12 protein-coding genes are annotated in these 11,706 nt (G+C 70.0%); 9 read left to right on the top strand and 3 right to left on the bottom strand.

Going from position 1 to position 11,706, the window contains the following annotated elements; all coding sequences use genetic code 11:
• Positions 1-10: 10 nt before the first annotated feature.
• Positions 11-868 carry a polyphosphate kinase 2 family protein gene (locus QRO03_RS04390; RefSeq protein ID WP_285136297.1) on the top strand — a complete coding sequence of 286 codons (858 nt, stop codon included), beginning with the start codon at positions 11-13 and terminating at the stop codon, positions 866-868.
• 25 nt (positions 869-893) lie between these two features.
• Here the strand turns inward: QRO03_RS04390 and QRO03_RS04385 are convergent, their stop codons facing one another.
• Positions 894-2,171, bottom strand: coding sequence for an isochorismate synthase (locus QRO03_RS04385; protein ID WP_502883001.1), 1,278 nt, complete (start codon positions 2,169-2,171; stop codon positions 894-896).
• A 175-nt stretch (positions 2,172-2,346) separates the two neighbouring features.
• On the opposite strand from QRO03_RS04385, the gene QRO03_RS04380 reads away from it, so the two are divergent.
• From QRO03_RS04380 to QRO03_RS04345, 8 genes are all read left to right on the top strand, one after another.
• On the top strand, positions 2,347-2,910 hold the full coding sequence (locus tag QRO03_RS04380) for a DUF402 domain-containing protein (protein ID WP_285136296.1): 564 nt from the start codon (positions 2,347-2,349) through the stop codon (positions 2,908-2,910).
• A 61-nt stretch (positions 2,911-2,971) separates the two neighbouring features.
• The gene (locus QRO03_RS04375; RefSeq protein WP_285136295.1) at positions 2,972-3,691 is read left to right on the top strand and encodes a demethylmenaquinone methyltransferase; all 720 of its coding nucleotides are present in this window, start codon (positions 2,972-2,974) and stop codon (positions 3,689-3,691) included.
• 85 nt (positions 3,692-3,776) lie between these two features.
• Entirely contained in the window at positions 3,777-4,838 is a 1,062-nt protein-coding gene (locus QRO03_RS04370) for a polyprenyl synthetase family protein (RefSeq protein WP_285136294.1), read from the top strand.
• Between the two features lie 41 nt (positions 4,839-4,879).
• Positions 4,880-6,253: an FAD-dependent oxidoreductase gene (locus tag QRO03_RS04365; RefSeq protein WP_285136293.1), complete on the top strand. Its 1,374-nt coding sequence runs from the start codon at positions 4,880-4,882 to the stop codon at positions 6,251-6,253.
• A gap of 170 nt (positions 6,254-6,423) precedes the next feature.
• Positions 6,424-7,689, top strand: a complete 1,266-nt coding sequence (locus QRO03_RS04360; protein WP_285136292.1) for a sugar ABC transporter substrate-binding protein — start codon at positions 6,424-6,426, stop codon at positions 7,687-7,689.
• Complete coding sequence (locus tag QRO03_RS04355; protein ID WP_285136291.1) at positions 7,686-8,660, top strand: carbohydrate ABC transporter permease; 975 nt, start codon at positions 7,686-7,688, stop codon at positions 8,658-8,660. The genes QRO03_RS04360 and QRO03_RS04355 overlap by 4 nt, the downstream gene beginning before the upstream one ends.
• 28 nt (positions 8,661-8,688) lie before the next feature.
• Positions 8,689-9,537, top strand: a complete 849-nt coding sequence (locus QRO03_RS04350) for a carbohydrate ABC transporter permease (protein WP_285136290.1) — start codon at positions 8,689-8,691, stop codon at positions 9,535-9,537.
• A gap of 74 nt (positions 9,538-9,611) precedes the next feature.
• The gene (locus QRO03_RS04345) at positions 9,612-10,880 is read left to right on the top strand and encodes an ABC transporter ATP-binding protein (RefSeq protein WP_285136289.1); all 1,269 of its coding nucleotides are present in this window, start codon (positions 9,612-9,614) and stop codon (positions 10,878-10,880) included.
• Positions 10,881-11,031: 151 nt separating this feature from the next.
• On the opposite strand, the gene QRO03_RS04340 is transcribed toward QRO03_RS04345, so the two are convergent.
• Together QRO03_RS04340 and QRO03_RS04335 are read right to left on the bottom strand one after the other, a co-directional pair.
• A complete protein-coding gene (locus tag QRO03_RS04340) occupies positions 11,032-11,172 on the bottom strand; it encodes a hypothetical protein (protein ID WP_285136288.1) in 141 nt (46 codons plus the stop codon).
• 21 nt (positions 11,173-11,193) lie between these two features.
• Positions 11,194-11,655 (bottom strand): DUF6518 family protein, encoded by a 462-nt coding sequence (locus QRO03_RS04335; protein ID WP_285136287.1) that lies wholly within the window; start codon positions 11,653-11,655, stop codon positions 11,194-11,196.
• Between the last annotated feature and the right edge of the window lie 51 nt (positions 11,656-11,706).

The raw sequence follows: 11,706 nt of genomic DNA, 5'->3' as shown, positions 1-11,706 counted from the left end.
CGATGGCGGGATGAGCACGAGCAGCAGATGGTCCACGCCCGCGAGCCTCGCCCTGCGCGTCGAGCCGGGATTCCGATTGGCTGACATCGACCCGCGGTCGACACCCGGATACGACGGCGACAAGGATGCCGGCAAGGCCGACCTCGAGGCGGGCCGCGAGCCGCTGGAAGACCTCCAGGAGCGCCTCTTCGCCCAGAGCGTCGCCGGCACGGCGACCGGATCGGTGCTGCTGGTGCTGCAGGCGATGGACACCGCTGGCAAGGGCGGCATCGTTCGGCACGTCGTGGGCGCCGTGGATCCGCAGGGCGTCGAGCTCGCCTCGTTCAAGAAGCCCACCGCCGAGGAGCTCTCGCACGACTTCCTCTGGCGCATCGAGAAACGGCTCCCGGATGCCGGGCGCCTCGGCGTCTTCGACCGCTCCCACTACGAGGACGTGCTCATCGGTCGCGTGCGCGCACTCGCTCCGGCGCCCGAGATCGAGCGGCGCTACGGCGCCATCGTGGCCTTCGAGGCGCAGGCGGCGGAGATGGGCATCCGCGTGGTCAAGGTCATGCTGCACATCTCGAAGGACGAGCAGCGCGAGCGTCTCGCCGAGCGCCTCGACCGCCCCGAGAAGCACTGGAAGTACAACCCCGGCGACGTCGACGAGCGTCAGCTCTGGGACGACTACATGGATGCCTACCAGGTCGCCGTCGAGCGTACGTCGACGCCCGTCGCGCCCTGGCACGTCGTGCCGGCGGACCGCAAGTGGTACGCGCGTCTGGCAGTGCAGCAGCTGCTCATCGACGCCCTCGCCGACATCGGTCCGCGGTGGCCGGCGGCCGACTACGACGTCGAGGAGGAGAAGCGCCGTCTCGCGGCATCCTGATCCCGCCGGTCGAGCGGCGCCATGACTACGCGAGCGCCTCGACGATGGGGCGGAACTTCACGCGGGTCTCGAGGAGTTCCGATTCGGGGACGCTCTCGGACACGATGCCCGCCCCCGCGTAGGCGGTGATCGGTGCCGTGGGAGACGACGGGGCCGCGCGGTCGATCTGCGCGCACCGCAGGGCGATGGCCCACTCGCCGTCGCCCGAGGCGCTCGTCCAGCCCACGGCCCCGGCGTACCGGCCGCGGTCGAACGGCTCGAGTCGGCGGATGAGCTCGATCGCAGCGGCCGTCGGCGTGCCGGCGACGGCGGCCGTCGGGTGCAGCACCGACAGCAGATCGAGCGATGACGCGTCCTCGCTCAGAACCCCCTCGACGTCGGTGGCGAGATGCCAGACGTTGGGGAGCTTCAGCGTGAAGGGCTGGTCCTCGGCGGCCAGCGACGACGTGTGCGGGCCGAGGGCCTTCAGCACGCTCTGCACGGCGAAGCGGTGCTCGTCCTGGTCCTTCGTGCTACGACTGAGACCGATGGATGCCGCGACGTCGGCGTCGGCGTCGCCGCCGCGCGCGACCGTGCCGGCGAGCACGCGCGCCGTCACCGTGCCACCCGACACCGTCACGAGCGTCTCGGGGCTCGCGCCGATGAGGCCGTCGACGGCGAACACCCAGCAATCCGGATAGCCCTCGAGCAGCGAGCGCACCAGGCGGCGCAGATCGGAGCCCGCGGGGACGGTGCCGACGATGTCTCGCGCCAACACGACCTTGGCCACCTCGCGGGCGCCGATGGCCTCGATGGCCTGGCGGACGGCATCCTGGTACTTCTCGGCCGTCTGCTGCCCGGGGCCCAGCGTCGCCGACCAGTGCGGTCCGAAGGGGGAGCGGGGCGGCAGCTCGGGCTCGGGCTCGTCGGGGGTGTCGTCGAACGCGAGGCGGGTGACCCACGCGCGTCCCCCGTGACGGCCCACGATCATGCCGGGGACGCGCAGCACGTTCTCGCGCTCGGAGCGCGGGTCGAAGACGAACGACCCGAAGGCGACGAGACCGGTACCGGGAAGCTGCAGGGGATCGTCGACCTCGGCGGCCGCGGCGATCGCCCGCCAACGCTCCGAGATCGTGGCGTCACCCGGGCGTTCGCCCGTGTAGCGCAGCGTCAGCAGATCGCCGAAGGCCGCGAGCGACTCGCCCCGACGACTCCAGAACAGGGGGTCGTAGGAGGTCGTGTAGGCCAGGACGTCGTCCATCGGCGGCAGTTCGCGCGTGACCACGCGCAGGCGCGGCACGACGTCATCCGCGGGTTCGAGCACGATTTCAGCGTAGACCCGTCGCGTTCGCCGGGGCCCCGCACCGGTGCACGACGAGACGGAAGTGTCTCGACGCCTCCCGGGTCGACGCGGGCGGTCCTCATCGGGTCCTCGTGCGCGGTGTCACGGGGCGGGTCGCGTCAGACCGGTGCCGACAGGGCGATTTAGACTCCGGATCATGGATCCCCGACCCGCCCCCGGCACCCGCCTGCTGTTCGAGTGGCGCAAATGGGACGGCTCGCCGCACTGGGTGCAGGACAGCGTCTACCTCGGCTCCGACGAGTGGGGCGAGTGGTTCGGGCAGCAGGTCGGCTGGAGGAGCGCCCGGCCGGGGGCGGAATTCGTGTGCCGTCAGCCCAATGTCACGCTCGTGCCGGCGAGCGGTGATTGGGCCTTCACCCACAACGCGGCCCCGCACCCCGTCGCCGTCTACATCGACCTGGCGTGGGATGTCCGCTGGCACGACGACGGCGTGCCCCGCGGCATCGACATGGACCTCGACGTCGTGCGCCGCACCGACGGGCGCGGCACGTGGATCGACGACCGCGACGAGTGGGACGAGCACCGCGTGCGCTACGGCTACCCGCTCGACATCGTGGAGCACCTGGATGCCGTCGCCACCGACCTCGAGCACCGCGTGCGCGCGGGGGAGGCGCCGTTCTCCGACGCGGTCACCGGGCCGTGGCTTGCGAGGCTCGCGGCCCTCGCGACACCGGACGAGTCGGCTGCGGCGCCGGCCTGAGGCGCCCACCGCCCTCGCAACCCCCGGCGACCGCCCCGCCGCCCCGGCCTAGACTCGACGGGTGAGCAGCGACCCCAACCGCGCCGACCTCGGAAAAGACCCGCAGCGTGTCAGCGGCATGTTCGATCAGGTCGCCGCAGCCTATGACCGCACGAACTCGGTGCTCAGCCTGGGGAACGACCGCCTGTGGCGGGCGGCGACCCTGCGGGCCGTGGCGCCGAAGCGGGGCGAGCGCATCCTCGACCTCGCGGCCGGCACCGGCACGTCGTCGATGGCGTTCGTACCCAGCGGCGCCCATGTCGTCGCCGCCGACTTCTCGCGCGGCATGATCGCCGAGGGCCGTCGCCGTCACGGAGACGTGCCGAACCTCGAGTTCGTGCAGGCGGATGCCACCGACCTCCCCTTCGGTGACGGCGAGTTCGACGCGGTGACGATGTCGTTCGGTCTGCGCAACGTCAACGACCCGCGCCGGGCCCTGCGCGAACTCCGTCGCGTGACCCGTCCCGGCGGACGCATCGTGGTGTGCGAGTTCTCGCACCCGCCGTCCCCCGTCTTCAACGGCCTGTACCGGTTCTACAACGACCGCGTGCTGCCGATCGTCGCGAAGGCCGTGAGCAGCAACGCCGAGGCCTACGACTACCTCAACGAGTCGATCCGCGACTGGCCGGATCAGCCGACGCTGGCCCGGTGGATGCGCGACTCGGGGTGGGACGACGTGGAGTACCGCAACCTCTCGTTCGGCATCGTGGCATTGCACCGCGGCATCCGTCCCGCGGAGTGATCGCGGCTCCTCCCCGCCCGCGAAGCGCTGTCAACCGTCGAGATACCGGCGGCTGCCCTGCGGCGCGCCAGGCTAGGCTGACAGCGTGACCCCGAGACCGCCCGCGGCCGGCTCCCGCCTGTCCGGCAAGCTGGGCCTGAGTGACCGCATCTTCGCAGGCCTCCGCTCGCGCACCCTTCTCACGACCGTCGAGGCGGGGCTCGCGCGCGTCGAGACCGAGCTCGAGGGCGAGGTGCGCAGCGCCGACAAGCTCGCCGACGTCACCGCCCGCTACCTCTACGAGGCAGGCGGGAAGCGCGTGCGACCCATGCTGGCCATCCTCACCGCGCAGCTCGGCCAGGGCACCACGCGCGAGGTCGTCGAGGTCGCCACCGCCCTGGAGCTCACGCACCTCGGCTCGCTGTACCACGACGACGTCATGGACGGCGCCGACAAGCGCCGCGGGGTGCCGAGTGCCCAGACCGTGTGGGGCAACAACATCGCCATCCTCACCGGCGACCTCCTCTTCGCCCGCGCGAGCCAGCTCATGGCCCGCCGCGGCGAGCGCGCCATCCAGCTGCAGGCCGACACCTTCGAGCGTCTCGTGCTGGGGCAGATGCACGAGACCGTGGGGCCGCAGGACGGCGACGAGCCCGTCGATTTCTACCTCAAGGTGCTGGCCGACAAGACCGGTTCGCTCATCGCCGCCGCGGCGCAGTCGGGCGTCATCTATTCGGGCGCGCCCGAAGAGTTCGAGCAGCCCATGGTCGTCTTCGGCGAGAAGGCCGGGGTCGCCTTCCAGTTGCTCGACGACGTGATCGACCTGTCGCCCGACCCGTCCGAGACGGGGAAGGTACCCGGCACCGACCTGCGGGCGGGGGTGCCGACCATGCCCTACCTGCTGCTCGGGCACCGATCCGACGCGGCATCCGCAGACCTCCGCGCCCGTATCGACGAGGGGCAGGAGCGCATCGCCGACGGCGCCGACCCCGCGGTCCTCGATGCGGCCCTCGCGGAGCTGCGCGACCACGAGACGACGCACGAGACCCTGCGTCTCGCGCACCAGTGGTCGCAAGAGGCGATCGACGCCCTCGCACCGCTGCCCGACGGCGCCGTGCGCGAGGCGCTGACGCGCTTCGCCCGCGCCGTGGCCGACCGCTCGGCCTGACCACATTTCCACCCCCCCCCGATCCCGATCGAGAGGACCCCATGACGAAGCTGCGCCTCGCCATCGTCGGAGCCGGCCCCGCCGGCATCTACGCCGCCGACATCCTGCTGAAGGCCGAGCGTCGATTCGACGTCTCGATCGACCTCTTCGAGCAGCTGCCCGCGCCTTACGGGCTCGTGCGCTACGGGGTCGCCCCCGACCACCCCCGCATCAAGGGCGTCATCACGGCGTTGCGCGAGGTGCTCGACCGCGGCGACATCCGCATCTTCGGCAACGTGCGTTTCGGCGAGGACATCACCCTCGACGACCTCAAGCAGCACTACAACGCCGTGATCTTCTCCACCGGCGCGATCCGCGACGCCGACCTCGACATCCCCGGCATCGACGCGCACGGCTCGTACGGCGCCGCCGACTTCGTCAGCTGGTTCGACGGTCACCCCGACGTGCCGCGCGAGTGGCCGCTGGAGGCCGAGTCGGTCGCCGTCATCGGCAACGGCAACGTCGCCCTCGACATCACGCGCATGCTCGCCAAGCACGCCGACGACCTGCTCCCCACCGAAGTGCCCGACAACGTCTATCAGGGGCTCAAGGCCTCGCCCGTCACCGACGTGCACGTGTTCGGTCGTCGTGGTCCCGCGCACGTGAAGTTCACCCCGCTCGAGCTCCGCGAACTCGGCGAGCTGCGCGATGTCGACATGGTCGTCTACGACGAGGACTTCGACTACGACGAGGCGTCGAAGGCGGCCATCGAGACGAACAAGCAGGTCAAGGTCATCGACCGCGTGCTGCAGCAGTGGCGCACGCGCCCGGGCGCCAACGGTGCCGGGGGAGAGGCGTCGCGCCGTCTGCACCTGCACTTCTGGGCGAAGCCGCTCGAGGTCGTGAAGGACGCCGAGGGGCGGGTCGCCGCCCTCCGCTACGAGCGCACCCGACCCGACGCCGAGGCCGGCGTCGTCGGCACCGGCGAGATCCGCGAAGTGCCGATCCAGGCGATCTACCGCGCTGTCGGCTACTTCGGTTCGCCGTTGAAGGACGTTCCCTTCGACGAGCGCCACGGCGTCATCCCGAACCACGAGGGTCAGGTGCTCTCGGCCGACTCGAACTCGCGGGTGCCCGGCGTCTATGCCACCGGGTGGATCAAGCGCGGCCCCGTCGGCCTCATCGGCCACACCAAGTCGGACGCCATGGAGACCGTGCGCCACGTCATCAACGACCAGAGCGAGTGGTGGCGTCCCGCCCACCCCGAAGAGGAGGCCATCCCGGCCCTTCTCTCGGAGCGCGGGGTCCGCTGGACCGACCTGGACGGGTGGCACCGCCTCGACGAGCACGAGATGGCCCTGGGCGCCCCGCACGAGCGTGCGCGCATCAAGGTCGTCCCGCGCGACGAGATGATCGCGATCTCGCGCGGCGAGTGACCCTCTGACCTCGAACCGCCCCGTCCCTGTGACGGGGCGGTTCGTCGTTCGCGCGAGTACCATCCCCTCCGCGGCGGAGGCAAGCCTCGCGGGGCGAATCCGTGCGCCTCGGCAGGATGGAATCCACGACGAGGGAGCCGAGACGCTCCCGACCGAGGCGAGGGGGCCGGATGCGAACGGTGAGACGGATCGTGGCCGGGGCCTCCGCCCTCGTCCTGGCGGGGACGCTCGGTGCGTGTTCGGCCGGTGACGGGGTGCCGACCCTCACCTGGTACATCAACCCCGACGACGGCGGACAGGCCGAGATCGCGGCATCCTGCACCGAGGCCGCGGACGGCGCGTACCGCATCGAGACGTCGCTGCTGCCCCGCGATGCGGCCTCGCAGCGCGAACAGCTCGCCCGGCGCCTCGCGGCGAGCGATCGCTCGCTCGACATCATGAGCCTGGACCCGCCGTTCATCCCCGAGCTCGCCGAGCCCGGTTTCCTCGCACCGGTGCCCACCGACCTGCAGAACACCGACGGCGTCGTGCAGGGAGCCGTGCAGTCGGCCAGCTGGAACGGCGAGCTGGTCACGGTGCCGTTCTGGGCCAACACGCAGCTGCTCTGGTACCGCAAGTCGGTCGCCGAGGCCGCGGGTCTCGACATGACGCAGCCGGTGACCTGGGACCAGATCATGCAGGCGGCCGAGGACCAGGGCAAGCAGCTCGGGGTCCAGGGGGCGCTCGCGGAGTCGATGACCGTTTGGATCAACGCGCTCGTGGCATCCGGGGGCGGCAAGATCCTCGAGGACCCCGAGGCGAAACCCGACGAGATGCAGCTCGGGCTGGACTCGGACGCCGGCAGGAAGGCCGCCGACATCATCGGTCGCATCGGTTCGTCGGGCCTCGGGGGTCCGGGACTTCCGACCGCCGACGAGAACGCGAGCATGAACCTCTTCCAGGGCGACAAAGGCTCTTTCATGGTCAACTGGCCCTTCGTCTACCCGGCCATGCAGGGCGCGGCCCCCGACGTCGTGGACGACCTCGGGTGGGCGGTCTACCCCCGCGTGGATGCCGGGACCCCGGCGGCCCCGCCCGTCGGCGGGATCAACCTCGGTGTCGGTGCGTACAGCGAGAACGTCGACCTCGCCTGGCAGGCGGTGGCGTGCATCGTCAGCCCCGAGAACCAGGCCCGGTACTTCGTCACCAACGGCAACCCGCCCTCGAACCTCGCCGCGTACGACGACGCCGAAGTCACCGAGAAGTTCCCGATGGCCGACACCATCGCCGAGTCGCTCCAGCTCGGGGCGCCGCGGCCGCAGACGCCGTACTACAACGAGATCTCGATCGGACTGCAGCGCACCTGGCATCCGCCCAACGCGGTGAACCCGGATGCGACGCCGCAGTCGTCGACGGACTTCATCCTCGCGGTGCTCAGAGGGGAGCGACTGCTGTGAGCGAGACCACACGGACCCGCGCCGGGAGGCGGCACGAGGCCGCCGAGGCGGCGAAGCCGACGAAGAAGCGCCGCTCCGATCGTGCCCGCGCCGAGGCGCGCCTGGGATGGATGCTCGCGGGCCCCGCGTTCGGGATCATGCTGCTGGTCACGCTGTACCCGATCGTCCAAGCGCTGTGGGATTCGCTGTTCAGCCTGCGTCTGACCGCGCCGGACGACCGCGAGTTCATCTGGTTCCGCAACTACGCGGTGATCCTGAGCGACCCGGCGTTCTGGCAGTCGATGGGGGTGACGCTGTTCATCACCGTCGTCACGGTGCTGCTCGAACTGATCATCGGCTTCGGGTTCGCCCTCGTCATGCACCGCGCGATCAAGAAGCTGCGCGGCTTCGCCCGCACGGCGATCCTCGTGCCCTACGGCATCATCACGGTCGTCTCGGCCTTTGCGTTCTTCTACGCCTTCGACATCAACTCCGGCGGGTACGTCAACAGCTGGCTGGCGTGGATCCCCGGCTTCGACGAGAACCTGAACTGGTTCGCATACCAGGGCACCTCGCTGACCGTGATCATCCTCAGCGAGGTGTGGAAGACCACTCCCTTCATCTCCCTGCTGTTGCTGTCGGGCCTGGCACAGGTGCCGGGCGACCTCGAGGAGGCGGCGAAGGTCGACGGCGCCACCGGCTGGGAGGTGCTGCGCCGCGTCATCCTTCCGAACATGAAGGCGGCGATCATGGTCGCGGTGCTCTTCCGCACCCTCGAGGCGTTCCGCATCTTCGACAACATCTTCATCATGACCGCGGGTGCCAACAACACCGAGGCGCTGTCGCTGCTGGCGTACAACACCTCGATCGGTCGGCTCGAGATCGGCCTCGGGTCGGCGATCTCGGTGCTGCTCTTCCTGAGCGTCCTCATCATCGCGGGCATCTTCATCAAGGGCTTCAAAGTGGATCTGTCGGCGGGGAAGAACTCGTGAGCGAGCGGTGTGAAGGAGTGTGCTGCTGATGCGCGCGATGACCTGGCCCCAGCGGATCATGTGGCTCGCGATCATCGCGGCCGTGCTCGTGTGGTCGCTGTTCCCCGTGTTCTCGATCCTGATGACGTCGTTCAAGACGCAGGCCGGCCTCTTCTCGGGCACGCTCATCCCGCAGGAGTGGACGCTCGACAACTACGCCACGATCCTCGCCCCGGGCGGCAGCGCGCAGGATCTTTTCCTGCCGGCCCTTCGCAACTCGATCGGCATCTCCCTCATCGCGACCTTCATCGCGGTGGTGCTGGCGACGCTCTGCGCGTACGCGATCGCACGGCTCGACTTTCCGGGAAAGCGCATCATCCTCACCACGGCGCTCGCGGTGTCGGTGTTCCCGATCGTCTCGATCGTCACGCCGCTGTTCAACCTGTGGCGCGTCGTCGGCCTCTACGACACGTGGCTCGGGCTGATCATCCCCTACCTGTCGCTGACGCTCCCGATCTCGATCTGGACCCTCGCGGCCTTCTTCCGCCAGATCCCGTGGGAGCTCGAGCAGGCGGCACAGGTCGACGGCGCGACCCCGTTCGAAGCGTTCCGCAAGACCGTCGTGCCGCTCGCAGCGCCGGGCGTGTTCACCACCGCGATCATCGCCTTCTTCATCGCGTGGAACGACTTCGTCTACGGCATCTCTCTGACCTCGACGGATGCCGCCCGCCCGGTGCCGGCGGCCCTGTCGTTCTTCACCGGGGCCTCGCAGTTCGAAGAACCCACCGGCGCCATCTCGGCCGCCGCCATCGTGGTGACGATCCCCATCGTGATCGTCGTCGTCATCTTCCAGCGTCGGATCGTGTCCGGTCTGACGCAGGGCGCGGTCAAGGGATAACGGGGCCGTCCGGTGGCATCCATCGCGCGCAACAGAACCGCCGAGGGCGGGGTCGAGGAACGAGGAGAGAGCTCATGGCATCCATCACTCTGAACAAGATCGTCAAGACCTACGACGACGGTTTCACGGCGGTCAAGGGCGTCGACCTCGACATCGCAGACGGCGAGTTCGTGATCCTCGTCGGGCCCTCGGGCTGCGGCAAGTCGACGCTGCTGCGCATGATCGTCGGCCTGGAGGACATCTCCGACGGCGAACTGAAGATCGCAGGCGACGTGGTCAACGACAAGGCGCCGAAGGACCGCAACCTCGCGATGGTGTTCCAGAACTACGCGCTGTACCCCCACCTCACCGTGTACGAGAACATCGCCTTCCCCATGCGGCTCAAGTCGAGCGACCTCAGCGACGACGAGATCGACGAGCGCGTGCGCCGCGCGTCGAAGCTGCTCGAACTCGACGAGCACCTCCAGCGGAAGCCCGCCAACCTCTCCGGCGGCCAACGTCAACGTGTGGCGATGGGTCGTGCGATCGTGCGCAACGCCAGCGCGTTCCTCTTCGATGAGCCGCTGTCGAACCTCGACGCGAAGCTGCGCGGGCAGATGCGCACCGAGATCGCGCGCCTGCAGCGCTCGCTCGGCATCACCACCGTCTACGTCACCCACGACCAGACCGAGGCGATGACCCTCGGCGACCGCGTCGCGGTGCTCCGCCGCGGGGAGCTGCAGCAGGTCGCGAGCCCCCGCGGGCTCTACGACCAGCCGGTGAACCTCTTCGTCGCGGGCTTCATCGGATCGCCCCCCATGAACTTCCTCAGCGGCACCGTCGACGGCGATACCCTGCGCCTGCCGATCGCCGACGTGCCGATCGACGACCGCCTCCGCAAGGCCGTCGAGGGTCGCGACCTCGTGATCGTGGGGGTGCGCCCCGACGCGTTCGAAGACGCCGACTCCACCGAGCGCGATCTCTCCGGGGGCATCACCGTCGATCTCGACATCGAGATGACCGAGTGGCTCGGCGAGGTGCTGTACGCGTACGTGCCGTACGAGACCGACGCGACGGTGAAGGACAAGCTCTCGGAACTCGACCGCGACCTCGACGGCGAGAGTCTGCGCACCGAGCTCGTCGTGGCACTGGATGCCATGAGCGCGATCCGCGCGGGCGACACGGCGCGCCTGTGGTTCTCACCCGATTCGCTCCACCTCTTCGACCCCGAGACGGGCGAGAACCTCACGCGCGACGAGGCGAAGGCCGAGAAACTCGAGGAGGACGCCCGTAACGCGCGGAAGCGGGCACTGGAGCGCGCGAAGGAACGTCAGGCGCGCGAGGGGGCGACGGCCGGGCGCTGATCCGTCCGGGGTGTGCGCGACCCGGAGACGACGGGTGGCGGCGCCCCGCCTGCCGCTCGGGCCCCGGCTTCGGTCGTCGTCCTCCGGAGTCCGGCGCGGGCGTGAGCTCGGACGGGCGCTGTGGGCGTCGCCTTCAGCAGGGTCGGCCGCGTCAGACGGACGAACCGAGCTGGCCCAGCCACACGTAGAAGGCGATGAAGGCCGCTGACCCGCCGGCGGTGGCGAGGCCTCCGAGGACGATCGGCGCGACGCGGGGGCGGGCGGCCACGGCGGTGGCGGTGAGCAGAGCCACGCCGAGCACGATCTGCAGGGTTCAGTACACGGGACTCGTGGTCGCCGCGACGACGGTGAGGCCGTAGACGCCCTCACCGATCAGCACCGCCGCGACGGGGGCGGCCACCAGCGGCTTCCACGACGCCGGGCCCGAGCGCACCAGCGCGGCGGAGACTCCGACGATCGGTCCCGCCAGCAGCCCGACGATCGTGAAGGTGTCCTGGAGCGGTTCGGCGTAGTAGTAGCCCCGCCAGCCCGAGACGATCCGGTAGCCCTCGACGAGTAGGACGAACGACACGAGGCCGAGTGCCGCGCCCACCGGTGGCCGCACCCGCGAGAGCCACACGAGGCCGAACGTCAGGATCGTCCAGCCGCCGGCCGAGTTGGCGAACGAATGCAGGGAGTCCGGCAGAACGGTCTGTCCGTAGCTGGTCAGGCCGCCCAGGACGAGCGACGAGACGGCGACGAGGAGCGCGGGGACCAACCACTGTCGGGGGTGCATGTCTTCACGGTAGGTCGGTGGGTCCCGCGGGCGCGTCGGCCGGGGGAGGGT

Source organism: Microbacterium sp. lyk4-40-TSB-66, from assembly GCF_030209475.1.
Taxonomy (GTDB): domain Bacteria; phylum Actinomycetota; class Actinomycetes; order Actinomycetales; family Microbacteriaceae; genus Microbacterium.
The sequence above is the reverse complement of the archived record's forward strand: the minus strand, read 5'-3'. Positions and strand labels throughout refer to the sequence as shown.

Excerpts from the sequence above, each read along its gene's own strand:
- QRO03_RS04390 (WP_285136297.1), top strand. The coding sequence starts at position 11 with ATGAGCACGAGCAGCAGATGGTCCACGCCCGCGAGCCTCGCCCTGCGC.
- QRO03_RS04380 (WP_285136296.1), top strand. The coding sequence starts at position 2,347 with ATGGATCCCCGACCCGCCCCCGGCACCCGCCTGCTGTTCGAGTGGCGC.
- QRO03_RS04365 (WP_285136293.1), top strand. The coding sequence starts at position 4,880 with ATGACGAAGCTGCGCCTCGCCATCGTCGGAGCCGGCCCCGCCGGCATC.
- QRO03_RS04360 (WP_285136292.1), top strand. The coding sequence starts at position 6,424 with ATGCGAACGGTGAGACGGATCGTGGCCGGGGCCTCCGCCCTCGTCCTG.
- QRO03_RS04350 (WP_285136290.1), top strand. The coding sequence starts at position 8,689 with ATGCGCGCGATGACCTGGCCCCAGCGGATCATGTGGCTCGCGATCATC.
- QRO03_RS04345 (WP_285136289.1), top strand. The coding sequence starts at position 9,612 with ATGGCATCCATCACTCTGAACAAGATCGTCAAGACCTACGACGACGGT.
- QRO03_RS04335 (WP_285136287.1), bottom strand. The coding sequence starts at position 11,655 with ATGCACCCCCGACAGTGGTTGGTCCCCGCGCTCCTCGTCGCCGTCTCG.